Annotated in this window: 24 protein-coding genes and 1 pseudogene; 8 read left to right on the forward strand and 17 right to left on the reverse strand. The window is 53.0% G+C overall.

All coding sequences use genetic code 11. The annotated features are described in order from the left end of the window. Positions 1-8: 8 nt before the first annotated feature. Both scpB and F4V72_RS02200 read left to right on the forward strand, forming a co-directional pair. Entirely contained in the window at positions 9-794 is a 786-nt protein-coding gene (gene scpB, locus F4V72_RS02195; RefSeq protein ID WP_023247138.1) for a methylmalonyl-CoA decarboxylase, read from the forward strand. Positions 795-810: 16 nt separating this feature from the next. Next, the gene (locus F4V72_RS02200) at positions 811-2289 is read left to right on the forward strand and encodes an acetyl-CoA hydrolase/transferase family protein (RefSeq protein ID WP_023247137.1); all 1479 of its coding nucleotides are present in this window, start codon (positions 811-813) and stop codon (positions 2287-2289) included. Here F4V72_RS02200 and srsR read toward each other — a convergent pair. The 7 genes from srsR to epd all read right to left on the reverse strand — a co-directional run bounded on the left by srsR (position 2275) and on the right by epd (position 9485). Then, positions 2275-3180 carry a LysR family transcriptional regulator SrsR gene (srsR, locus tag F4V72_RS02205; protein WP_023247136.1) on the reverse strand — a complete coding sequence of 302 codons (906 nt, stop codon included), beginning with the start codon at positions 3178-3180 and terminating at the stop codon, positions 2275-2277. The genes F4V72_RS02200 and srsR overlap by 15 nt on opposite strands. A gap of 148 nt (positions 3181-3328) precedes the next feature. Next, on the reverse strand, positions 3329-4075 hold the full coding sequence (locus tag F4V72_RS02210; protein WP_070802117.1) for an oxidative stress defense protein: 747 nt from the start codon (positions 4073-4075) through the stop codon (positions 3329-3331). A 93-nt stretch (positions 4076-4168) separates the two neighbouring features. After that, on the reverse strand, positions 4169-4804 hold the full coding sequence (gene argO, locus F4V72_RS02215; RefSeq protein ID WP_000626876.1) for an arginine exporter ArgO: 636 nt from the start codon (positions 4802-4804) through the stop codon (positions 4169-4171). Positions 4805-5004: 200 nt separating this feature from the next. Further along, positions 5005-5865 carry a small-conductance mechanosensitive channel MscS gene (locus tag F4V72_RS02220; protein ID WP_085347488.1) on the reverse strand — a complete coding sequence of 287 codons (861 nt, stop codon included), beginning with the start codon at positions 5863-5865 and terminating at the stop codon, positions 5005-5007. 207 nt (positions 5866-6072) lie between these two features. After that, positions 6073-7152, reverse strand: a complete 1080-nt coding sequence (fbaA, locus tag F4V72_RS02225; RefSeq protein ID WP_000034386.1) for a class II fructose-bisphosphate aldolase — start codon at positions 7150-7152, stop codon at positions 6073-6075. A gap of 101 nt (positions 7153-7253) precedes the next feature. After that, entirely contained in the window at positions 7254-8417 is a 1164-nt protein-coding gene (pgk, locus tag F4V72_RS02230) for a phosphoglycerate kinase (protein WP_121768107.1), read from the reverse strand. Between the two features lie 39 nt (positions 8418-8456). Further along, entirely contained in the window at positions 8457-9485 is a 1029-nt protein-coding gene (epd, locus tag F4V72_RS02235) for an erythrose-4-phosphate dehydrogenase (RefSeq protein WP_136058008.1), read from the reverse strand. Positions 9486-9858: 373 nt separating this feature from the next. Here epd and F4V72_RS02240 point away from each other — a divergent pair, with 373 nt between their 5' ends. The 5 genes and pseudogenes from F4V72_RS02240 to F4V72_RS02260 all read left to right on the forward strand — a co-directional run bounded on the left by F4V72_RS02240 (position 9859) and on the right by F4V72_RS02260 (position 12944). Further along, complete coding sequence (locus F4V72_RS02240; RefSeq protein WP_070802120.1) at positions 9859-10284, forward strand: PPC domain-containing DNA-binding protein; 426 nt, start codon at positions 9859-9861, stop codon at positions 10282-10284. A gap of 25 nt (positions 10285-10309) precedes the next feature. After that, positions 10310-10888: pseudogene (locus F4V72_RS02245) on the forward strand (ECF transporter S component). Continuing rightward, on the forward strand, positions 10889-11596 hold the full coding sequence (locus tag F4V72_RS02250; RefSeq protein WP_053508135.1) for an energy-coupling factor transporter transmembrane component T: 708 nt from the start codon (positions 10889-10891) through the stop codon (positions 11594-11596). It begins immediately after the preceding pseudogene. Next, positions 11584-12261, forward strand: a complete 678-nt coding sequence (locus tag F4V72_RS02255) for an ABC transporter ATP-binding protein (RefSeq protein WP_023247127.1) — start codon at positions 11584-11586, stop codon at positions 12259-12261. Before F4V72_RS02250 ends, F4V72_RS02255 begins: the two co-directional genes overlap by 13 nt. Beyond that, positions 12255-12944 carry an energy-coupling factor ABC transporter ATP-binding protein gene (locus tag F4V72_RS02260; protein WP_023247126.1) on the forward strand — a complete coding sequence of 230 codons (690 nt, stop codon included), beginning with the start codon at positions 12255-12257 and terminating at the stop codon, positions 12942-12944. The genes F4V72_RS02255 and F4V72_RS02260 overlap by 7 nt, the downstream gene beginning before the upstream one ends. On the opposite strand, the gene F4V72_RS02265 is transcribed toward F4V72_RS02260, so the two are convergent. The 7 genes from F4V72_RS02265 to tkt form a co-directional block, all read right to left on the reverse strand. Further along, a complete protein-coding gene (locus tag F4V72_RS02265) occupies positions 12913-13629 on the reverse strand; it encodes a nucleoside/nucleotide kinase family protein (RefSeq protein WP_136058007.1) in 717 nt (238 codons plus the stop codon). The genes F4V72_RS02260 and F4V72_RS02265 overlap by 32 nt on opposite strands. Beyond that, complete coding sequence (locus F4V72_RS02270; protein ID WP_023247124.1) at positions 13626-14135, reverse strand: MltR family transcriptional regulator; 510 nt, start codon at positions 14133-14135, stop codon at positions 13626-13628. Before F4V72_RS02270 ends, F4V72_RS02265 begins: the two co-directional genes overlap by 4 nt. A gap of 15 nt (positions 14136-14150) precedes the next feature. After that, positions 14151-15122 carry a class II fructose-bisphosphatase gene (glpX, locus tag F4V72_RS02275; RefSeq protein WP_023247123.1) on the reverse strand — a complete coding sequence of 324 codons (972 nt, stop codon included), beginning with the start codon at positions 15120-15122 and terminating at the stop codon, positions 14151-14153. After that, positions 15119-16393 carry a zinc-binding dehydrogenase gene (locus tag F4V72_RS02280; protein ID WP_088733709.1) on the reverse strand — a complete coding sequence of 425 codons (1275 nt, stop codon included), beginning with the start codon at positions 16391-16393 and terminating at the stop codon, positions 15119-15121. Before F4V72_RS02280 ends, glpX begins: the two co-directional genes overlap by 4 nt. A gap of 23 nt (positions 16394-16416) precedes the next feature. Continuing rightward, complete coding sequence (locus F4V72_RS02285; RefSeq protein ID WP_023247121.1) at positions 16417-17796, reverse strand: PTS mannitol transporter subunit IICB; 1380 nt, start codon at positions 17794-17796, stop codon at positions 16417-16419. 27 nt (positions 17797-17823) lie between these two features. Next, positions 17824-18267 carry a PTS mannitol transporter subunit IIA gene (cmtB, locus tag F4V72_RS02290; protein WP_063390813.1) on the reverse strand — a complete coding sequence of 148 codons (444 nt, stop codon included), beginning with the start codon at positions 18265-18267 and terminating at the stop codon, positions 17824-17826. Between the two features lie 315 nt (positions 18268-18582). Further along, entirely contained in the window at positions 18583-20574 is a 1992-nt protein-coding gene (tkt, locus tag F4V72_RS02300) for a transketolase (protein ID WP_070804055.1), read from the reverse strand. Positions 20575-20849: 275 nt separating this feature from the next. On the opposite strand from tkt, the gene F4V72_RS02305 reads away from it, so the two are divergent. Continuing rightward, the gene (locus tag F4V72_RS02305; RefSeq protein WP_023247118.1) at positions 20850-21608 is read left to right on the forward strand and encodes a M48 family metallopeptidase; all 759 of its coding nucleotides are present in this window, start codon (positions 20850-20852) and stop codon (positions 21606-21608) included. 88 nt (positions 21609-21696) lie between these two features. Here F4V72_RS02305 and speB read toward each other — a convergent pair whose 3' ends face one another. From speB to yqgB, 3 genes are all read right to left on the reverse strand, one after another. After that, complete coding sequence (gene speB / locus F4V72_RS02310; protein ID WP_136058006.1) at positions 21697-22617, reverse strand: agmatinase; 921 nt, start codon at positions 22615-22617, stop codon at positions 21697-21699. Positions 22618-22844: 227 nt separating this feature from the next. Further along, positions 22845-24821: a biosynthetic arginine decarboxylase gene (speA, locus tag F4V72_RS02315; protein ID WP_053508142.1), complete on the reverse strand. Its 1977-nt coding sequence runs from the start codon at positions 24819-24821 to the stop codon at positions 22845-22847. An 8-nt stretch (positions 24822-24829) separates the two neighbouring features. Further along, a complete protein-coding gene (gene yqgB, locus F4V72_RS02320) occupies positions 24830-24961 on the reverse strand; it encodes an acid stress response protein YqgB (protein ID WP_023247116.1) in 132 nt (43 codons plus the stop codon). Between the last annotated feature and the right edge of the window lie 5 nt (positions 24962-24966).

Raw genomic sequence — 24966 nt, forward strand, 5'->3', positions numbered from 1 at the left:
AGATTATTATGTCTTATCAATATGTTAATGTCGTTATTATTCAAAAAGTCGCGGTCATTGAATTCAATTATGCCCGTAAACTTAACGCCCTGAGCAAAGTCTTTATTGATGATCTGATGCAAGCGCTAAGCGATCTTAATCGTCCAGAAATTCGCTGCATTATTCTGCGCGCGCCCAGCGGCGCAAAAGTCTTTTCCGCAGGCCATGATATTCATGAATTGCCCAGCGGACGGCGCGATCCGCTGTCTTATGACGATCCGCTACGTCAGATCACCCGCTTGATCCAGAAGTATCCCAAGCCGGTGATCTCGATGGTAGAGGGCAGCGTTTGGGGTGGCGCGTTTGAGATGATCATGAGCTCCGATCTGATCATCGCCGCCAGCACTTCCACTTTCTCCATGACGCCGGTGAATCTTGGCGTACCGTACAACCTGGTCGGCATTCATAACCTGATCCGCGATGCGGGATTCCATATCGTTAAGGAGCTAATTTTTACCGCGTCGCCAATTACTGCCCAGCGCGCGCTGGCGGTCGGCATTCTTAACCATGTTGTTGAAGCCGACGAACTGGAAGATTTCACGTTACAAATGGCGCACCATATTTCAGAAAAAGCGCCGTTGGCCATAGCGGTGATAAAAGAAGAACTGCGGGTGCTGGGCGAAGCGCACACCATGAATTCTGATGAGTTTGAACGCATCCAGGGAATGCGGCGCGCCGTTTATGACAGCGAGGATTATCAGGAAGGAATGAACGCTTTTCTGGAAAAACGTAAGCCCCATTTCGTGGGGCACTGAGGGTGAGGATCACGCGATGAAAGTCTCCTGGCCAACAATGAGCGCCGATGACGCGGCGGAAATCATTCAGCATAACGATATGGTGGCGTTCAGCGGCTTTACCCCCGCCGGTTCGCCCAAAGCGCTGCCTGCCGCGATCGCCAGACGCGCCAATGCGCTGCACCAAATGCGGCAGCCTTTTCAGATTCGATTATTAACGGGCGCGTCTATCAGCGCCGCCGCCGACGATGCGCTGTCGGAGGCTGATGCGGTCTCCTGGCGTGCGCCCTATCAGACCTCAACCGGCCTGCGCCAAAAAATTAATCAGGGGCAGGTAAAGTTTGTCGATCTGCATCTGAGCGAAGTCGCGCAGATGGTTAACTACGGCTTTTTTGGCGACATCGACGTGGCCGTTATCGAAGCCACAGCCATTACCAGCGATGGGCGCGTCTGGCTATCCAGCGGTATCGGCAATGCGCCGACCTGGCTGCTGCGGGCCCAAAAAGTGATCATCGAACTGAATCACTATCATAACCCGCGCGTCGCCGAACTGGCCGATATCGTCATTCCCGGCGCACCGCCGCGGCGCAACAGCGTCGCTATTTTTCATGCGCTGGATCGGGTAGGTCATCAGTACGTACAGATCGATCCGCGCAAAATTGTCGCGGTGGTAGAAACGAATCTTCCCGATGCTGGCAACGTGCTGGATAACGCCAACCCCATCTGCCAGCAGATTGCCGATAATGTGGTTACGTTTCTGCTTAATGAGATGGCGCAGGGGCGCATCCCGGCAGAATTTTTACCGCTGCAAAGCGGCGTGGGCAACATCAACAATGCGGTGATGGCGCGACTTGGCGAAAACCCGGATATTCCGTCCTTTATGATGTATTCCGAAGTGTTGCAGGAGTCTGTGGTGCATCTGCTGGAGACAGGCAAAATCACTGGCGCCAGCGCCTCCAGCCTGACGGTTTCCGCCGACTCGCTGCAAAAGATTTACGATAATATGGATTTCTTCGCCAGTCGTATCGTGCTGCGTCCGCAAGAGATCTCCAATAATCCAGAAATTATCCGGCGGCTTGGCGTTATTGCGCTGAATGTCGGCCTGGAGTTTGACATCTATGGACATGCCAACTCCACTCATGTCGCCGGCGTGAATCTGATGAACGGTATCGGTGGCAGCGGCGATTTTGAGCGTAATGCTTACCTCTCTCTCTTTATGGCGCCGTCCGTGGCCAAAGGAGGAAAAATTTCCACCATTGTGCCGATGTGCAGCCATGTCGATCACAGCGAACACAGCGTTAAAGTGATCATTACCGAGCAAGGCATTGCCGATCTACGCGGACTCTCTCCTCTGCAACGCGCACATACCATTATTGATCGCTGCGCGCACCCGCTTTACCGCGACTATTTGCGCCGTTATCTGGAAAACGCGCCCGGTGGTCATATTCACCACGACCTCAGTCACGCTTTTGATCTTCATCGTAACCTGCTGGAAACCGGATCAATGCTCGGTTAGTTCGTCCCCGTCGCGATCTTCGGCGATATGCCGGAGCATCGTGGCGGTATGGCGATGGTTTTTCAATGAATAAAGATATTCCTGCATGTACATTGGGCTGTGCGGCGCATCAAAATATTTCAGTTTTGCCGGATTCACCAGTCGCCAGGCGAAATACGGAATGACCGTCAGGAACTGACCGCGCTCCACCGCGCTTATCTTGGCCATAAAACTGTAAGGACGGTAAATCACGGTAGGGTTGATGCCGCAGGGTCGCATGTAGGCATCCAGCATCGCTTCGAAATTGGCCCGGTTCTGGAAACGCATTTGCAGCCAGGGCAGTTCACGCAGCAGCGCCTGCGGCTGCTTGTCTTCATACCGCCGGGAAACCAGAAAGCCAAGACGTAACGGCGGCAGCTCGCTAATCGTCAAATTTTCCAGATCCTGCACACGCGCCGATACATGCTGAGGCGAAATAATAAAGTCGAGTTGCCTGTCGAACAGATTATCAATTACGCCATTTTCGCTGAATTCGATGGCCTGCGCCGTCACGCCGTCATATTTGTCGCCCAGGCTAATCAACTGATCGAAGATAATGGTTGGATACGTATTATCAATGCCTATCACGATGTTACGTGAACGGCGCCCCGCGTTATGAATCTCATTATCGATGGCCGACAAACGTTGATAGATGGGAAAGAGTGTTTGATAAAGTTCCTGCCCCGCTTTATTCAGGCTGATACTGTTATCTTTACGGGTAAACAGCGTATAGCCCATTTGATCCTCCAGCGCGGCGATGCTTTTACCGAAAGGCGAGGCCGTCATGTGAATTTTCTCCGCCGCCCTGGCAATATTATTGGTCTGCGCCAACAGAATGAAATTACGCATTTTTTTAGAAATAAAGATATCCATAGTCACCTCAGAAAATCACTATGGTCTATCCTCTTTCAACGGGAAAAAAAGACTGGATGCCAGGTCGCAGTTTTACAGTTGCTCACACAAAAACGACAAGAACATTGGGGAGAAACGCGGCCTGGAAGCACGCCCAGGCCGGGCGAGATTACTGCGCGCTGGCGGCCGTTGCCGGCGTCCGCTCTGTTCCAGGTTCAAGCTGGAATACCACATCGACCTGATCGTCGAACTGAATGGTCGGCTGCTCGTAAGTTTCCTGCGCGGATACTGGCGCAGCCTCTGCGGCTTTCATCATTCGCACCACCGGACTCGGCTGATAATTAGAAACATGGTAGCGAACGCTGTAAACCGGACCCAGCTTGCTGTGGAAACCGGCTGCCAGCGCCTGCGCCTGATGAATCGCGTCATCAATGGCGGCTTTGCGGGCCTTGTCTTTATAGGCGTCCGGTTGCGCCACGCCCAGCGATACCGAACGAATCTCATTCAGACCCGCCTTCAGCGCGCCGTCCAGCAGCGAATTGAGTTTATCTAACTGACGCAGCGTCACCTCGACGGTTCGCACCGCGCGATACCCTTTCAGAATGCTTTTACCGTTTTGGTAATCATAATCCGGCTGCGTGCGCAGATTCGCCGCGCTAATGTCTTTTTTCGCAATCTGATTTTGCTCCAGGAAGGAAAGATATTGCGCCACGCGCTCATCAGCCTGCTTCTTCGCCGTCGCCGCATCCTTCGCCGCGACATTCACTTCAATCGCTAAGGTGGCGATATCAGGCACAGCATCGACGCTTGCCGTACCGGAAGTCACGATGTGCGGGCCTTCCGGCAGTTCGCTTGCCTGCGCCGACATTGCACTTAAACCCACTAATGCCGCCAGGGCCATCACTTTGAACTTCACAGTCTCTCCTCCATATTGCAGTCATTGCCCTGATATACAGGGCGCATGCAGGCAAGCTTAGCGGATATCAGCCTGTTGTCCATCAGACAACGCTTAGTTGAAAAGCGCGTGCATATGCGCGACGCCTTCCCGCGCTAGCTGGAAGGCGATAAGCCACATCACCACCCCAACCAGAATGTTGATAATACGTTGAGCTTTCGCCGTACGCAGTCGAGGCGCAAGCCAGGCCGCCAGTAGCGCCAGTCCAAAAAACCATAAGAACGACGCGCTAATCGTGCCGAGGGCGAACCAGCGCTTTGGCTCCATAGCCAGTTGCCCGCCGAGACTGCCCAACACAACAAACGTATCCAGATAAACGTGCGGATTCAGCCACGTTACCGCCAGCATCGTAGCAATAATTTTCCAGCGCCCCTGCTTCATAACCTCGGCGCTGGCCAGCTCCAGATTACTGCTCATTGCCGTTTTTAGCGCGCCAAAACCGTACCATAACAAGAACGCGACCCCGCCCCATGTGACCAGCGCCAGCAGCCACGGCGACTGCATCAGCAACGCGCTGCCGCCAAAAATACCGGCGCTAATCAGGACTAAATCACTTAACGCGCAAAGCAGCGCTATCATGAGGTGGTACTGGCGACGAATTCCCTGATTCATCACAAACGCATTTTGCGGGCCAAGCGGAAGGATCATGGCGGCACCAAGGGCAAGCCCTTGAAAATAATAAGATATCACGTTAACTACCCTGAGCTGTTTTTCTTAAAGGCAGACTATAGCGCGGGAATATTATTAGCGGAAATTGATAATTTTAATCATTAATAAGAAAAGCTAATAAAGAGACTGAATGGCGGATGGCAGCTACACTTATCCACTCTACAACCAGAGAATACTGGAGGCGGATAAGCGCAGCGCCGGCAGGTATCGCGGGAGGAAAATTACTCCGCGGCGTTATCTTTCACGCGTTTAAAATTGACGTCCATCTGCGGGTACGGGAAGCTAATACCAGCGGCGTCGAATTCACGTTTAATACGTTCCAGCACGTCCCAGTAGACATTTTGCAGGTCGCTGCTTTTACTCCAGACACGCACCACAAAATTAATCGATGACGCGCCCAGCTCATTCAAACGCACCGTCATTTCGCGATCTTTTAAAATGCGAGCATCGGACTCGATAATCGTCGTTAGCAGTTGTTTTACCTGATCGATATCAGAATCGTAGGCCACACCAATAATGAATTCGTTACGGCGAACTGGCTCACGAGAATAGTTGATGATATTTCCCGCGATAATTTTGCCATTCGGAATCACAATAATTTTGCCGTCTACCGCGCGCATTGTCGTGGAAAAGATTTGCACGTTCAGTACCGTACCGGCAACGCCGCCCAAATCGACATACTCACCGGCGCGGAACGGACGGAACATAACCAGCAATACCCCAGCGGCGAGGTTAGAGAGCGATCCCTGTAATGCCAGGCCAACGGCTAAACCGGCAGCGCCCAGTACGGCAATAACCGAGGCGGTTTGAACCCCCACGCGACCCAGAGCTGCAATCAGCGTAAAAGCGATAACCCCATAGCGCACCAACGCAGAAAGAAAGTCGGCCACTGTCGCATCAATATGACGCGCACGCATCAGACGATTTACCGTATTGGAGATCACGCGCGCTACAATCAACCCAATGATGATAATGGCAAGAGCCGCAACAATATTCACAGCATAGCTGAGCAATAACGCCTGGTTGCGTACCAGCCAGGTGCCCGCACCATTTATGCTGTCGACAACATTCAAATCTTCCATTCAATATTCCTTGGTCATAGCAAAACAAGCAATTGAGATCATTCTCACGAAAAGAACTTTTTAAAGGTAAACAAAAACAGAGGAATATGCCATTTTTCGGCATCATCCAAAAAAAGATAGGCCGGATGAAAGCACTAACGCCGCTCTCCGGGAATGGCGATAAAAAAATGGCTTCCCGAGGGAAGCCATTTCAATCAGCAGACTATATTACAGAACGTCAATCGCGTTCAGTTCTTTAAATGCTTTTTCCAGACGAGCGATCATCGAAGTCTGGCCAGCACGCAGCCATACGCGCGGGTCATAGTATTTCTTGTTCGGCTGATCTTCGCCTTTCGGGTTGCCCAACTGACCTTGCAGATACGCTTCGTTTTCTTTGTAGTAGTTCAGAACACCTTCCCAGGTTGCCCATTGGGTATCGGTATCGATGTTCATTTTCACTACGCCGTAGCTTACGGAGTCTTTGATTTCCTGAGCAGTAGAACCGGAACCGCCGTGGAAAACGAAGTTCAGGCTGTTGTGCGGCAGGTTGTGTTTCTTAGAAACATAGTCCTGAGAATCACGCAGAATGGTCGGGGTCAGAACCACGTTACCCGGCTTGTAAACGCCGTGTACGTTACCGAAGGAAGCGGCAATGGTGAAACGCGGGCTGATTTTGCTCAGCTCAGTGTACGCGTAATCAACATCTTCCGGCTGGGTGTACAGGGCAGAAGCGTCCATGTGGCTGTTGTCCACGCCGTCTTCTTCACCACCGGTGCAACCCAGTTCGATTTCCAGAGTCATGCCAATTTTGGACATGCGCGCCAGGTATTTGGAGCAGATTTCGATGTTTTCGTGCAGAGACTCTTCAGACAGGTCAATCATGTGAGAAGAGAACAGCGGTTTACCGGTAGCCGCAAAGTGTTTTTCACCCGCGTCCAGCAGACCGTCGATCCACGGCAGCAGTTTCTTCGCGCAGTGGTCAGTGTGCAGGATAACCGGAACGCCATAATGTTCAGCCATCTGGTGAACGTGATGCGCGCCAGAGATAGCGCCCAGGATTGCCGCGCCCTGAGGTACGTCAGTTTTCACGCCTTTACCCGCGATGAAGGAAGCGCCGCCGTTGGAGAACTGAACGATGACCGGCGCTTTAACTTTTGCAGCGGTTTCCAGAACAGCGTTGATGGAATCAGTGCCCACGCAGTTAACTGCCGGCAGAGCAAAATTGTTTTCTTTTGCTACCTGGAACACTTTCTGTACGTCATCACCAGTGATCACGCCTGGTTTTACGAAATCAAAAATTTTAGACATGTTTCGTTGTCCTGTATCGTCGGGCTTTGGGAAAAAACACGGGCCGCCCTGAATGTCAGATCGGCGATAAATCAACGGGCAGGAATCCCTGCCCGTAACGATTACTTCTTAGCGCGCTCTTCGAGCATCGCTACGGCTGGCAGAACTTTACCTTCCACGAATTCGAGGAATGCGCCGCCGCCAGTAGAAATGTAGGAAATTTTGTCAGCAATGCCGAACAGGTCGATTGCCGCCAGGGTATCGCCGCCGCCAGCGATAGAGAAGGCTTCGCTGTCTGCAATCGCATTCGCCACGATTTCAGTCCCTTTACGGAAGTTCGGGAACTCAAACACGCCAACCGGGCCGTTCCACAGAATGGTTTTGGCATTCTTGAGGATTTCAGCCAGTTGCTGAGCGGAAGCATCGCCGATATCCAGGATCTGCTCGTCTTCTTTCACGTCGTTAACGGATTTCAGGGTCGCCGGTGCGGTTTCGGAGAACTCGGTGGCAACGCGAACATCGGCCGGAACCGGGATATCGCAAGTAGTCAGCAGACGTTTTGCTTCGTCAACCAGGTCTGCTTCGTACAGGGATTTACCAACGCTGTGGCCCTGAGCGGCAACGAAGGTGTTGGCGATACCGCCGCCAACAATCAGCTGGTCAGCGATTTTAGACAGGGAATCCAGAACGGTCAGTTTGGTAGACACTTTAGAACCACCAACGATAGCCACCATCGGACGAGCCGGTTCTTTCAGCGCTTTACCCAGCGCATCCAGTTCAGCGGCCAGCAGCGGGCCTGCGCATGCGACGTCAGCGAATTTGCCGATACCGTGGGTAGAAGCCTGCGCGCGGTGCGCAGTACCAAAGGCGTCCATCACGAATACGTCACACAGGGCAGCATATTTTTTAGACAGCGCTTCGTCGTCTTTCTTCTCGCCTTTGTTAAAGCGAACGTTTTCCAGAACCACCAGCTCACCTTCGGCCACGTCAACGCCGTCGAGGTAATCTTTGACCAGGCGAACCGGGTTAGACAGTTTTTCTTTCAGGTAGTTAACAACCGGCAGCAGAGAGAATTCTTCGTTGTACTCGCCTTCGGTAGGACGACCCAGGTGGGAAGTTACCATCACTTTCGCACCCTGTTTCAGAGCCAGTTCGATGGTTGGCAGAGAAGCGCGGATACGCGCATCGCTGGTCACTTTACCTTCTTTAACAGGTACGTTCAGATCCGCACGGATAAAAACGCGTTTCCCGGCCAGATCCAGATCGGTCATCTTAATTACAGACATGGTGAATCCTCTCAATGATTCTTAAAGTTTTGTCGGCGCTTACGCGTCGAGCCTGAAACCAACTGCGGCCATCGCTAACGTGGTGTCGAGCATCCGATTAGCAAAGCCCCATTCATTATCGCACCAGACCAGGGTCTTGATCAGGTGGGCGACACTGACCCGGGTTTGCGTGCCATCAACAATGGCGCTGTGCGGGTCGTGGTTAAAATCTATCGAGACCAACGGTAATTCCGTATAGTCAACTATACCATGAAATGCACCTTGTGCTGCTTTTTGCAGCAACTGGTTGACTTCACTGGCTTTTACCGGTTTTTTCACCGTCACGCTTAAATCGATCGCCGTCACATTAATGGTGGGAACGCGCACGGCAATCGCCTCAAAACGATCGTTAAACTGCGGGAATATACGCGTAATGCCTGCCGCCAGTTTTGTATCTACCGGGATAATCGACTGGCTGGCCGCGCGCGTGCGCCGCAGATCGGAATGATACGCGTCGATCACCTGCTGATCGTTCATCGCGGAGTGGATCGTCGTGACGGTACCAGACTCGATGCCGTAAGCATCATCCAACAATTTAATGACGGGAATTATGCAATTCGTGGTACAGGATGCGTTTGAGACAATACGATGTTCCGCAAGCAGTTGGTTCTGGTTCACGCCAAAAACGACGGTGGCGTCAAGATCGTTGCTGCCCGGATGAGAAAAGAGCACTTTCTTCGCGCCAGCGGCAATATGCGCCTCGCCATGCTCCCGGTTGCCATATACGCCCGTACAATCCAACACGACATCCACGCCCAGTTCGCGCCACGGCAGATCCGCCAACGTTCGTTCATGCAGAATACGAATGACATCGTCGCCGACAAAAAGCTGCTCGCGCTCGTGGCGAACCTCCCATGCAAAACGCCCGTGGCTGGTATCATATTTCAACAAATGCGCCATGCCTGCGGCATCCGCCAGCTCGTTGATGGCCACCACGGTAATTTCCGCCCGACGTCCGGATTCATACAAAGCACGAACCACGTTACGCCCGATGCGACCAAAGCCATTAATCGCTATGCGTACGGTCATAGGTCTCCTGCAAGGCTATCCCGATTCAGATGAGGCTGACAGAGTAATGCAGCTCATCGTCGAGTAAAACCTCACCTGTCGCAAACTGCGACTGATTGGTTAATTGTCGAACATTTAATTAACTGAAACGCTTCAGCTAGAATAAGCGAAACGGGGAATAAAAGGAATGTTTGTCCAGTCGAAGAAGACAGTAATCTGACCTGCATCACATTTCATGGCCGCTTACGCTGCAATTTATTCCGTATTTAAGAATCACCAGTACGCCCGCCAGATCTTTTCATCGTCGCGTCACAAATACTGATTTATATCAGAAAGCGCTGTCGCCAGCGTCTATATTATCAGCGCCACGTCCGAGTCTCGGAGTCCTGTAACGATGACTGCATCTCACCACAACGCCTCTACAGCGCGCTTTTACGCGCTTCGTCTGCTTCCCGGCCAGGAAGTGTTTTCCCAATTACACGCCTTTGTGCAACAGAACCAATTACACGCCGCCTGGATAGCTGGGTGTACCGGCAGTCTGACCGACGTTGCGCTGCGTTATGCCGGGCAAGAGGCGACCACGTCGCTCACCGGCACATTTGAAGTTATCTCGCTAAACGGCACGCTTGAACTGACCGGCGAGCATCTGCATCTCGCGGTATCAGATCCCTACGGGGCAATGCTCGGCGGTCATATGATGCCGGGGTGTACCGTGCGTACCACGCTGGAACTGATTATCGGCGAGTTGCCAGCGCTGACGTTCAGCCGTCAACCGTGCGCCATTTCCGGTTATGACGAACTGCATATTTCTTCCCGTTAATTGACGACTCTTTAAGAGGTACTTTATGGCGCGTCGCCCGTTTTCCAGCCAGTCTCTGGTTTTGATTGTCATCGCTATTGCCATCAATATGATTGGCGGACAGCTTATTAGCATGTTGAAGCTGCCTATTTTTCTCGACTCGATCGGCACCTTAATTAGCGCGGTGCTGTTAGGGCCGGTAATCGGCATGTTGACTGGGCTTCTGACCAACTTGCTGTGGGGGCTGCTTACCGACCCTATCGCTGCCGCGTTTGCCCCGGTAGCGATGGTTATCGGCCTGGTCGCCGGGTGGCTGGCGCGCGCAGGCTGGTTTCGTACCCTGCCAAAAGTGGTCGCCAGCGGCGTCGTCATTACGTTAGCGGTGACGCTGGTCGCAGTCCCACTTCGTACCGCGCTTTTTGGCGGCGTTACCGGTAGTGGCGCCGATTTATTCGTCGCCTAGATGCATTCAATGGGCCAAAACCTGGTAGAGTCTGTCGCGATTACCGTCATAGGTGCCAATCTGGTCGATAAAATTCTGACCGCGATTATCGTTTGGGGGCTGCTGCGTCAGCTACCGTTACGTACTACACGGCATTTTCCTGCGATGTCAGCCGTACGCTAAATGCATCCGTTTACCTCGTTAACCTTATGGGCGCTGGCGGCCTGCACCACGCTGCTACTCCCTGCGCAGACCGTGCTCCCGGTTTATAGCGCGGCAACCTTCCTCTGTCTGTTAGCGTCGAAATCAACGCGGCAGCGGGCGAAGTATGTCGCCTGGCTGATGCTGTCTTTAGGGGTTGGGCTATGGCTGGTACATGGCGGTTGGCTAACGGAATGGATAAGCGGGCAGCCTCGCGCTCCGCAACGCTGGATATATGCCGTTACGCTATGGCTACGCCTGCTGGCGATCGTGTCAACGTCGCAGCTATGGATGCAATATGTGCCGGTTCAGCGGTTTATTCGCGCCCTGTTTGCTTCACGTCTGCCGCCCGGCATCGCTTATCTGTTCGCTGGCCCGTTGCTGGTCGTCGAACAGCTCAAACGACAACTGGCGATCGTTCATGAAGCCCAACGCGCGCGCGGCGTGCCGCTGGATGAAGGCTGGTATCAGCGGCTACGGGCGATACCTGCGCTGATCGTGCCGCTTACGCAAAATGCGCTTAACGATCTGGCGATACGCGGCGCGGCGTTGGATATGCGAGGATTTCGGCTGCATCGTACCCGAACCACGCTGTGGGCACCGAAAGATAGCGTGTTACAACGGGTTGCGCGGTATGGAATGGTACTGCTGATACTGGCGGAAGCGGGAGTGTGGATATGGTTACGTTAGAGCAGTTTCGTTATCTTCCGTCCGATGCGACACGCCCGCCGGCATGTTTTGATTTCCACTATTCAACGCCCGGAATGGTGGCGATAGTCGGCGATAACGGCAGCGGAAAAAGTACGCTGGCGCAACTGATGGCAGGCTGGTATCCGGATTATCTTCCCGGCGATATTGACGGCACAGGCTTACTGCTTGGCGTCCCTATCGGGCAGCTCTCGCTGGTAGAACAGTCGCCCACCATCCAGTTGGTGCAGCAGTCGCCTTATTTACAGCTTTCCGGCTGTACCTTTAGCGTAGAGGAAGAGGTGGCGTTTGGCCCGGAGAACCTCGGCCTCCATGAAGCGGAAATTCTACGGCGCATTGACGAGGCGCTGACCCTGACAAACTGCCAGTCGTTACGCCATCGCCATCCCGGCACGCTCTCCGGCGGCGAAACGCAGCGGGTAGTGATTGCCAGCGCGCTTGCCATGCAGCCCAGACTATTAGTTCTTGATGAAGCCTTCAGTCGGCTGACATCAGTCGCTACCGGGACGCTGCTGGAACGGCTACAACAGTGGGCGCTGGAACGTCATTCTCTCATTGTGCTTTTTGAACGTAATCATTTTCCTTTTCTGACGCGATGCCAGCGGGTATGGCAATTGCGCGACGGAGCGCTAACCCCATTATGTTGACGTTAAATCAGGTCGCTTATCGCTGGCCGGATGCCGCAGCCGACTGTTTGCACGCTATCTCGCTTGAACTTCATGACGGCGAGTGGCTGGCGTTGACCGGCGATAACGGCGCGGGAAAATCGACGCTGTTACGGATTATGGCCGGCCTGCTTTCCCCCACTTCCGGCTCGGTAACGCTGAATGGAGAACCGATTGCGCAGCTTAAAAATCGTCAACGCGCCGCCGCTATCGGCGTACTCTTTCAGGAAGCGGAAAACCAGATTTTCCACAGCAATGTCGCACAAGAGGTCGCTTTTGGGCTGAAACTACAACGCTTATCGGCAGAGGAAATTTCACGGCGCACCCAGGCCGCGCTGCGGTTATGCCAGCTAATGGACGTCGCCGAGGCGCATCCGCTTGATCTGCACGCCGCGCAGCGCAGGATGGTGGCGGTAGCCAGTCTGGAGGCGATGGCGCCGCCTGTGTTATTGCTGGATGAACCCAGCCGGGATTTTGACGCCCACTGGCTAACCGTATTTGAGCACTGGCTGGCGACATGCCGGGCGCGGGGAACCTGCGTCGCGGCGATTAGCCATGACGCTGCGTTTACCCAGCGTCATTTTTCAAGGGTGGTACGATTGCATAATGGCGCGATAACGCCGCGTAACATCATTAAGGACGCGCCATCCGATATTCGCCCGTAGGGGTCATTTCCAGCATGAGATCGGCTGGCAGACTACTTTCCAGTACCCGGCGCACATTCGGGCCGTCGGTGCGTTCATAAAAGGTTTCCGCCTCCGCCTGTGATAATCCTCCCGCCAGTTTGCGTCCAATCAACCGGGCGCGTAAGGTTTCCGCCGGGGCGCGAATAAATAATGAGAAATCGCAAAACTCCGCTAACGCGCGCCATCTGTCGTCATCCCGCAGGAGCCAGTTTCCTTCCACAATCACGATCGGCGCCGTGACGACAACAGCGTGTTCCACCGGGTCGTGCCGCTGTCGGTCGTACTGCGGCCAGGTCGCCTCGCCAGCCCGCACCTGACGCAGATTTTCCGCCAGCTTATCGACGTCAAAAGTTTCCGGCACGCCTTTACAGGCACGTAAATGATGCGCCTCCAGCCAGCGGTTATAGTAATGAAAACCATCCATGGGAAGCGTTTGAATTTCCGGCAGGTCAGCATCCTGACGAGAGAGGTATTCCCAGAAGGTGGTCAGCGTGGATTTGCCTGTGCCAGGCGGCGCGCTAAGAAAAACGATGGTACGGCGCTCAGGTTTAGCGGCATGTATTTTAGCCAGTTGTTGCAATAAGGGCTTGTGAACCTTTTCTATTTCATCATCATGATAATGTGCTTCAACGTGCAGCCCATTAACCGTCAATGCGATTTTCACGGCGTTAATTCCTTTAAAATTGTCGTTACCGCCAGCGCCATCGCCGTCTTGACCATACCGGTAAAACGCACCTCAGACCACGCGGCGAAGTCGGCAAACTTCATCGACTCCAGCGCGCTATATAAGGGCGCATTACGGGTAATACAGTTAACGTTACTGATGAAGTCCCAGGTAATGTCGTCGGCAAAACCGGGAATCGCGTCTTGTTCATGCAGGTACTGATAAAACTGAGAAAAATGGGTGATGTCAGCGTAGAGCCATTTATCCATTTTCCCCAGCGCATAAATCAGACGTAATGCAACGTCGATATCGTCAAGCGGCCCGCTTTGGGCGAGTAGCGGCTTCACGGCATATTCCACAATCTCTTCATCATTATCGACAAACAACGACGGCAGAAAGCGCTTAATGCCCTGGAGCAAAATGGTATGTGCCGTCGTCATAAACGAAAGTAAATTATTTTGAGCGTCCAGTTGCTCAAGCACATCGTCTTCTGTCAGCGTCGTCATTCGTTTCTCGATAGGTCACCATGAATGCAGAGAGTCTATAATATTACACGTTCGATCTGCGCTACCGATCAGTAAAGTTTGCGTGCGCACACCGTTCGCAACCCGTTGGATCCCATTAACCAGATCGCCCCCCGTAACGCCCGTCGCGCTAAAGAGAATGTCGTTACCGGCCGCCAGTTCGTCAAGGGAGTAGACGCGGTTAACCGCAACGCCCATCTCTTCGCAGCGTTGACGCTCCTGTTGCGCCACCAGACGGTTGTCAGCGTTATCCCCTTTCGCTTCACAGAAGTCGAGCAGCTCCGCCTGCATATCACCGCCCAACGCTTTTACCGCACAGGCGGAAATGACGCCTTCAGGCGCGCCGCCAATGGTATACATCAGATCATAAGGATTGTCCTGCAAACAGGTCAGGACACTGGCCGCCACATCGCCATCGGGCAGGGCGAAAACTTTCACGCCCAGTTGGGTCGCCTCGGCAATGGCAGGCTGCAACCGTGGTTTATCCAGCGTCACCATACGCAACTCCTCCAGCGGCTTGTTAAGCGCCCTGGCGACGTTTCGCAGGTTGACCGTTAACGGCAACGCCAGATTAATCGCCCCTTTCGCCTGGCGGCTTACGACCAGCTTCTTCATATACATATCAGGCGCATGTAACAAGCTGCCCCGGGGCGAAAACGCCATGACGGCCAGCGCATTGCTTTGTCCCATGGCGACCATTCGGGTGCCTTCTATAGGATCGACGGCGATATCCACCTCCGGCCCCTCACCGTTACCAACCTCTTCGCCAATCCACAACATGGGCGCATGATCGATTTCCCCCTCGCCGATGACGATCCGCCCACGGATGGCGATATCATTTAATGCCTGTCGCATTGCGGTAACAGCCAGCCCATCAATTTTGTTCTTATCGCCGCATCCGGTTTGCGGCCAGGCAGCTAACGCCGCCTGTTCCGTAATGCGAAATAGCGGCCATGCCAGAGACATCATGCCGCCTCCCCGATATCCACGCCAAATTGCGCCAGCAGGTATCTTTCCGCTTTTTCGTTCCAGATGCCGTGCGTCTCTTCAACCAGACGCGCCAGCTCCCTGAACAACGGCTCCGTTTTCCCTTTTTCAGCGAAATCAGTAATCGCCGTCAGCGGCATGGTGACGCCGTTATAGATAAGCTTTTTACCGCCGGGAATATCCGGCAGGTTGAGCACGGTGTCCGGCACTGCATCCAGCCCGCCAATATGCGTCACCATGAATGAAGGCTGAAGCTGTCCTGTTGCGCTTAACGCAATAGCCTCTTTCATATCATCCGTGGAGCCACCGGATGTCCCTACGACATGGGTACTGTTGTAATGCACATTGTAAAAATTAAACGGTACCTTGAACTGGCTATCTGTCGGCCCGGCAAAGAAATTCAGGCAACCGTCTTCTGCGAGAAGATCGTCAGCCATTTCAACGACGGACGGAACAGCTGCATAAACAAACACATCATCAAATCCTGCGCCATCGGTTAATGCCCGAAGTTGCGCAGCAGGATCAGCCATGCCCGCGGTATTCACATAGATAAGCTCAATGCCCTTCTCGGCGGCCTGTTTGACCGGCAGCAGTTTTTTCGCCTGCGCCAGGCGGGCCTCATCGATATCTACCACCACCACTCGCGACGGCTGAAGCCCACCGTTAATGGCATAATCAATCGCGCCAATGCCCATCGGACCGGCACAAGCCAGGAGCGCGATATTACCGCCGGGTATGACTCCCATCCGATGTTCATAAACATAAGGCGTTGTATGATAATTCGCATTATAGGCGCCAATAATGCAGCACATGGGTTCCGCCAGCGATGCTGCGGCAAAATAAGAACCGTGATACGGTAAAACACAGCCCAGATTAATCGCTACTTCCGGGATTATCATGTACGTGGCGTTACCGCCAAAATATTCGTAGCTGTAGCCGGCAGAATAACCGCTCGGCAAGCCCATCGCCGGTTGTAAAACAAAACGCTGTCCTTTTTTATATTTACCAGTCAGGTTTTTTCCTACTTTGACGATAATTCCGGCACATTCATGACCCGTAATGACTGGATGATTTTCCAGGTCATCAGGCACTCGCTTATGTTCACTGCCTAATAAGGCGGCTTTCCAGGTAGAGAGACATACGCTGTCGGAAATTACGCTTACGAGCAGTTCATTTTCAGTAATGTCGGGTAATTCAAACTCACGGATACGGACATCCCGCTTGCCATATATAGCAGCTACTTTCGTTTTCATATTTACTCCAGAAATCTGAAATATTAATTCGATGTCAAATGGTTAAATAAATCATCAAGGCGCGGATCGCCAATATAGTTCTTAATAAGTATTAAGGGCTTATTGCTGACTCGCTTAACACGTCCTTCAAGGCTGGCATGGGTAACAATAATATCGGCATCATCCGGTACATTTTCGATAGCGTAATGTTTAACGTCGATAGTCAGGCCCGCCTTTTCCAGACGTCGGCGGAACGTTGTCGCGCCCATTGCGCTGGAGCCCATCCCCGCATCGCAGACAAAGGCGATGCGTTTCACGTCGCGATATGAAAATTTGCCTTCCTGCTTCATGACTTTCACCGCTTTAGCGGAATCGCTAAAAGTATCTTCGCTGTCGGCTTCGCTACTTTTTTCCATTTTCAAAATGAAAGCGGTGATAATAAAGGTCACTGCCGTTCCCGCCGTTACGCCAGCAATCGTAGCGAGGAAAGAACCTTTCGGCGTCAGCGCCAGATAGGCGAAAATTGAACCCGGGCTTGGCCCTGCCACCAGGCCGCCATCCAGCAGGTTAAACACCCATGTTCCGCTCATCCCGCCGGCAATCATGGCGATGAGTGTTAATGGCTTCATCAGCACGTAGGGAAAATAGAGCTCATGAATCCCGCCGAGGAAATGGATAATCATGGCGCCAGGCGCAGATTTCTTTGCCATTCCTTTGCCGAATAGCGTAAAGGCAAGCAGCAAACCTAAGCCAGGCCCCGGATTAGAGGCCACCATAAAGAAAATAGATTTTCCGGTTTCCGACGCCTGTTGCATTCCCAGCGGATAATAAACGCCCTGATCAATAGCATTGTTCAAAAAGAGGATTTTTGCCGGTTCATTGATTAAGGACAACAGCGGCAGATAGCCCGCATGTACCAACGATTCAATACACTCCTTCACAAAGTTATTGGCAATGAGTACCGCCGGACCAATCACTTCAAAACCCAGCAGACACAAAATCATCCCGGCGATACCCAGTGAGAAGTTATTAATCACCATCTCAAAACCGGCAGGAATCCGCTTCTCCAGCAACCTATCAATATGTTTAATGACCAGACCGCCGAGAGGCCCCATAATCATTGAGCCAAGAAACATAGGGATATCAGCGCCGATAATAACGCCAATGGTGCCAATTCCTCCCATCACGGCGCCACGTTTTCCACCTACCAGATGTCCACCGGTAGAACCAATCATTACCGGCAGTAAATAGGTAATCATCGGACCGACAATTTTGGCGAAATGCTCATTTGGCATCCACCCGGTCGGAATAAATAATGCAGTAATAAAACCCCAGGCAATAAAAGCGCCGATATTGGGAATGACCATCGCGGTCAAAAAGCCCCCAAAAGCCTGGACCTTTGCACGAGCAGACTTGTGTTCCATAATAATATCCTGTAAAGGAGAGAATAATTATTCGCGAGCTATAATATCCGCCAGCTCTTTTTCTGATTTCGCAGCTAATAACGCCGCTAAAATATCCTCTTCACATAATAGTTCGCTTAACGCCTGAATAGCACCAATATGTGAATCTGAATCTGCTGCTGACAGGCCGATTAATAATTTTATGCCGTCATCCTCGTCGGTAAACTGTACATCCTGCCTGAGCAATGTTAATGACATCCCGGTTTTTAACGCGCCGCATTCGGGGCGAGCATGAGGCATCGCGACACCGGGCGCCAGAATATAGTAAGGACCATTACTGATTGTTGAATCTTTGATAGCCTGAATATAATTTGAATTTATATAACGATTAGCCAAAAGCGATGACATGGAAAAATCAACAGCTTCCTGCCAATTTTGTGCCGATGGTCTTATTGTAATAGATGCTTCAGGAAAATAATCTATTAACCGCATAAGCTCTCCTTATTTTATTTTTAGGGTACAACCTGTCGTTAAAAATAAAATACGCGGGCGGCAAAATGAAATCAATCCAGGCGAAAAAGCGAGCACTTAAAGTGATAAGATTATAATCCACCTACAAAACAATTAGTTAAAACAATAAAAATAAAAAGCAATCTTCATTTTGTGATATTAATTACAAATACAATAAATAACACAATATAAAAATTGCGATAAACATCACAAATAAAACCTTGTTAACAGCAAAATAAATGTATCTTCCAATAAAAACGGGTCGCCGAAGCGACCCGTTTTATGCCGTATTAAGGATTACAGCAGTGCTTTCGCTTTGGCGATCACGTTGTCCACAGTGAAGCCAAACTCTTCAAACAACAGCTCTGCCGGGGCGGATTCACCGAAGGTGGTCATACCGACAATAGCGCCGTTCAGGCCGACGTATTTGAACCAGTAGTCAGCGATACCCGCTTCAATAGCCACACGCGCAGAGACCGCCTTCGGCAGCACGGATTCACGGTAAGCCGCATCCTGCTTGTCAAATGCGTCGGTGGACGGCATAGAAACCACGCGCGCCTTCACGCCTTCGGCAGTCAGTTTTTCGTAAGCGGCAACCGCCAGTTCAACTTCTGAACCGGTCGCAATGAAGATAATCTGCGGTTGGCCCGCACAATCTTTCAGTACGTAGCCGCCGCGGGCGATATTCGCCAACTGTTCTTCAGTACGTTCCTGCTGCGCCAGGTTCTGACGGGAGAGGATCAGCGCGGTTGGACCGTCCTGACGCTCTACGCCATATTTCCACGCCACCGCAGATTCCACCTGGTCGCACGGGCGCCATGTGGACATGTTCGGCGTTACGCGCAGGCTTGCCACCTGCTCGACCGGCTGGTGCGTCGGGCCATCTTCGCCCAGACCGATGGAGTCGTGGGTGTAAACCATCACCTGACGTTGTTTCATCAGCGCCGCCATACGCACCGCGTTACGGGCATATTCGACGAACATCAGGAAGGTCGAGGTGTACGGCAGGAAACCGCCGTGCAGGGCGATACCGTTAGCGATAGCGGTCATACCGAATTCGCGCACGCCGTAGTGAATGTAGTTACCCGCCGCGTCTTCATTGATAGCCTTAGAACCGGACCACAGGGTCAGGTTAGAGGGCGCCAGGTCTGCGGAGCCGCCGAGGAATTCCGGCAACAGCGGACCAAAGGCTTCGATGGCATTCTGGGACGCTTTACGGCTGGCGATTTTCGCCGGGTTAGCCTGCAGTTTAGTGATGAACTCGTTCGCTTTCGCATCGAAGTTAGCCGGCATGTCGCCTTTCATACGACGGGTGAATTCAGCAGCTTCCTGCGGGAAGGCTTTCGCATAAGCAGCGAATTTCTCATTCCAGGCCGACTCTTTCGCCTGGCCGGCTTCTTTCGCATCCCACTGGGCGTAGATTTCAGACGGGATTTCGAACGGCGCGTATTTCCAGCCCAACTGTTCACGGGTCAGTGCGATTTCCGCGTCGCCCAGCGGCGCACCGTGGGAATCGTGGGTACCCTGTTTGTTCGGCGAACCGAAACCGATAATGGTTTTACACATCAGCAAGGACGGTTTGTCAGTCACGGCGCGAGCTTCTTCCGTGGCGCGTTTAATGGCGTCTGCATCATGACCGTCAACGCCACGGATAACGTGCCAGCCATAGGCTTCAAAACGTTTCGCGGTGTCATCGGTGAACCAGCCTTCAACGTGACCATCGATAGAAATCCCGTTGTCATCATAGAACGCAATCAGTTTGCCCAGCTTCAGAGTACCGGCCAGTGAGCACACTTCGTGAGAAATGCCTTCCATCATGCAGCCGTCGCCCATAAAGACGTAGGTGAAGTGGTCAACGATGTCGTGGCCAGGACGGTTAAACTGCGCCGCCAAAGTTTTCTCGGCAATCGCCATCCCGACGGCGTTGGCAATACCCTGACCCAGCGGACCAGTGGTGGTTTCAACACCCGCGGTGTAGCCCACTTCCGGGTGACCCGGCGTTTTGGAATGTAGCTGACGGAAATTCTGCAGCTCGGACATCGGCAGATCATAGCCGGTGAGGTGCAGCAGGCTGTAAATCAGCATGGAGCCGTGGCCGTTGGACAGCACGAAGCGGTCGCGGTCGGCCCAGGACGGGTTGGTCGGGTTGTGGTTCAGGAAATCACGCCACAGGACTTCGGCAATGTCAGCCATACCCATCGGGGCACCGGGGTGACCGGACTTGGCTTTCTGTACTGCGTCCATGCTCAGCGCACGAATAGCATTGGCAAGCTCTTTACGTGAGGACATTTTGACTCCAGATCGGATGTTGAAAGGCCATGCCCGTAACGACTTGACGACAGCGCGTTTTGGGCTACGCCGGAAAATTTGCCAACAATTTACCCCAAGCCGCGCGTCATGTACATGGAACATCCTTTTACCGCTTCAGAAATCTCCGGATCGTGCTCGCATGTTACCCAATTAGCTAACTTGCCTGCCGCGCTTTTCTTTATACTTAACCCAGGCGCTAATTCATCTGCAACCGGCGCATTTCAAAACAATATTGATTCGTATGGAAGAGAAAAATGAAAATTCGCGCTTCACTGTTTGCTTTGGGCATGGCGACGGCACTGACTGGCTGCCAGAATATGGACTCCAATGGACTGCTTTCCTCGGGCGCTGAAGCTTTTCAGGCCTATACGTTAAGCGATGCGCAGGTAAAAGCGCTGAGCGATCAATCCTGTAAAGAACTCGACAGCAAAGCGAAAATCGCGCCAGCGAGCAGCGAATACGCCAAACGACTGGCAAAAATCGCCGCCGCTCTGGGGGATAACATTAACGGCCAGCCGGTGAACTACAAGGTTTACGAGACGAAAGACGTCAACGCATTTGCCATGGCGAACGGCTGTATCCGCGTCTACAGCGGGCTAATGGATATGATGACCGACAACGAAGTTGAAGCAGTGATCGGCCATGAGATGGGCCATGTCGCGCTGGGTCATGTAAAGAAAGGGATGCAGGTCGCGCTGGGTACTAACGCGGTGCGCGTCGCGGCGGCATCGGCAGGAGGGGTTGTCGGCAGCCTGTCGCAATCACAGCTTGGCGATCTTGGCGAAAAACTGGTGAACTCGCAGTTCTCCCAGCGTCAGGAGTCCGAAGCGGATGATTATTCTTACGATCTGTTGCGCAAACGCGGTATCAGTCCGGCAGGACTCGCCACCAGCTTTGAGAAACTGGCAAAACTGGAAGCGGGCCGTCAAAGCTCGATGTTCGACGATCATCCGGCATCCGCCGCGCGTGCGCAGCATGTGCGCGATCGCATGAGCGCGGACGGGATCAAATAATCCCTGAACAGTGCCGGATGGCGGCGTGAACGCCTTATCTGGCCAACACGCAGGCCCGGTAAGCGTCGCACCGCCGGGCAATGCGCGATTACTCGCCCTTCTTCGCCGCCTGGATATAGAGCATTTCTAATGCCAGCGTCGCGGCCGCCAGAGCGGTGATCTCCGACTGATCGTAAGCCGGCGCGACTTCTACCACATCCATACCGACAATGTTCAGATCTTTCAGACCGCGTACCAGTTTAATGGCACGATCGGAGGTCAAACCGCCGATCACTGGCGTACCGGTACCAGGCGCAAACGCCGGGTCCAGACAGTCGATATCAAAGGTCAGATAGACCGGCATATCGCCGACGATCTGTTTCACCTGAGCGAGGATATCATCCACGCCGCGATCGTTGACCTGACAAGCATCCAGTACGGTAAAGCCATTGTCTTTGTCAAACTCGGTGCGAATACCGATCTGCACCGAATGATGCGGATCGATCAGGCCTTCTTTCGGCGCGGTGTAGAACATCGTGCCGTGATCGAATTCGCAGCCGTTAGCGTAGGTATCGGTATGCGCGTCAAAATGTACCAGCGCCATTTTGCCAAAATGTTTGGCGTGGGCGCGCAGCAGCGGCAGCGTGACAAAGTGGTCGCCGCCGAAAGAGAGCATACGCTTACCCGCAGACAGCAGTTTTTCGGCGTGCGCCTGTAATTTTTCACTCATTTCACGGGCATCGCCAAACGCATACACCAGATCGCCGCAGTCCACGACATTCAGGCGCTCACGCATGTCAGAATTCCACGGGAAACGGTGATGTTCCCAGGCGAGATTGGTCGATACCTGACGGATCGCCGCCGGGCCATGACGACCGCCAGCGCGACCGGACGTTGCCATATCAAACGGTACGCCGGTGATCACCCAGTCGGCATCGCTGTCATACGGCTGAAAGTTCATTGGCAGACGTAAAAAACCAAACGCATTAGAAACCAGTGAGTTATCGTACTGATGACCTAAAGTGCTCATGTCCTGACCTCTTTTAGAGTCGTTGCATTAAAACAGATGAAAAAAATCCCCTCCGCGTCGTTAAACCCGACGAGGAAGGGATTGATTTGTAAATCGCTATTGAGGCGAATTATCGCCGTTAATTCATACGGGTTCAAGTGAGTATAGCATTCTGCCGGGTGGCAGCTTTACCTTATCCAGCCTGCACTCGTAGGCCCGGTAAGCGCAGCACCACCGGGCATCAACGGCTACTCGTCTTCCAGGTAAGTATACCCGTACAGTCCCGCTTCAAATTCTTCGAGGAACTGTTGCTGCAACGCATCGTCCAGATCCGTCTGTTTTACCTGGTCGCGGAAATGCGTTAACAGAGTTTTCGGGTCCAGTTGCACATATTGCAGCATATCCGCAACGGTATCGCCTTCGTCAGACAGCTCAACCTCGACGTTACCGTCCGGGAAGACAAACACGTCAACCGCTTCAGTATCGCCAAACAGGTTGTGCATGTTACCGAGGATCTCCTGATAGGCACCAACCATAAAGAAGCCGAGCATCGGCGGATTCTCTGGATCGTATTCCGGCATCGGCATCGTCGTGGCGATACCGTCGCCATCGATATAGTGGTCGATAGCGCCATCGGAATCACAAGTAATATCCAGCAACACAGCACGACGTTCCGGTACCTGATCTAATCCTTCCAGCGGCAGCACCGGGAAGAGTTGATCGATCCCCCACGCGTCCGGCATTGACTGGAACAGCGAGAAGTTGACGTACATTTTGTCCGCCATTCGCTCTTGCAGTTCGTCGATAATCGGACGATGCGCACGGTTTTGCGGGTCCAGTTGCTTCTGCACCTCATGGCACATACTGAGGTAAAGTTGTTCCGCCCAGGCGCGCTCCTGCAAACTAAACGCGCCGGAAGAGTAGCCAATATGAATATCGTGCAAATCCATTTGGCTGTCATGCAGCCACTCACGCAGCGAGCGGCGGGTGCCAGGCTTATGCATCTCCTGCCAGGTTTCCCACAGATTTTGTAGCGCGCGCGGCGCATCTTCAGCAGGGGCAGTCGGTTCCGTGTATTCGTTACGCTCCACGCCGATAATGTTAGACACCAGTACAGTATGGTGCGCGGTGACGGCGCGGCCAGACTCGGTAATCACCGTCGGATGCGGTAAACCATGCTCTTCGCAGGCATCGCCAATCGCCCAGATGATGTTATTGGCATATTCGTTCAGGCCATAGTTCACCGAACAGTCGGACTGCGAGCGGGTACCTTCATAATCCACACCCAGACCGCCGCCCACGTCGAAGCACTGGATATTAACGCCCAGCTTATGCAGCTCAACATAGAAACGGGCGGACTCGCGCACGCCGGTCGCGATATCGCGAATGTTCGCCATTTGCGACCCAAGGTGGAAGTGCAACAGTTGCAGACTGTCCAGACGCCCGGCGTCGCGCAGGGTCTCTACCAGTTGCAGCACCTGCGTCGCCGCCAGGCCGAATTTTGATTTTTCGCCGCCGGAGGATTGCCACTTACCGGACCCCTGAGAGGCCAGACGCGCACGCACGCCCAGACGAGGAACCACGCTCAGCCGCTCGGCTTCTTCCAGCACAATAGCGATTTCAGACATCTTTTCGATGACCAGATAAACCTTATGGCCCATCTTCTCGCCAATCAGCGCCAGCCGAATGTATTCACGGTCTTTATAACCATTACAGACGATCACGCTACGGGTCATGCCGGCATGCGCCAGCACCGCCATCAATTCAGCTTTCGACCCCGCCTCCAGCCCCAACGGTTCACCGGAATGGATAAGGGATTCAATCACGCGGCGATGCTGATTGACCTTAATCGGGTAAACGAGGAAGTAGTCGCCATTATAACCGTACGATTCACGCGCACGCTTAAACGCCGCGTTAATCGAACGCAAACGGTGTTGCAGGATCTGCGGGAAGCAGAACAGTGCCGGCAGACGCTGACCTTGCGCTTCGCGCGCTTTCACCAGTTTGGCAAGATCGACACGCGCTTCCGGTACGTCGGGATCAGGGCACACGCTGATGTGGCCCAGCTCGTTGACGTCGTAGTAGTTATTGCCCCACCAGGCAATATTGTAAGTGCGCAGCATCTTGCTGGCTTCCTGGGAGCTCATTGCAACCTCCTGCATGGAGCGTAGTACACCCTGTTCGCCTGCTGACGAAGGCGAACCCATAGAAATGTCGTCAGACATAGCGAACCTCAAATTTTATTAGCAAGTGTAAAACAGTTGACTACTATCGCAATCCGAAGACGCGATAACAACCCATAAACAAGCGGATTTTCCAGCAGATAGTGCTGATGCTCCGCCTGCGCGACCGGTTTCTTTTTCATATCAT

Origin of the sequence: Salmonella enterica subsp. diarizonae, assembly GCF_008692785.1 — a bacterium.
GTDB classification, from domain to species: Bacteria; Pseudomonadota; Gammaproteobacteria; order Enterobacterales; family Enterobacteriaceae; genus Salmonella; species Salmonella diarizonae.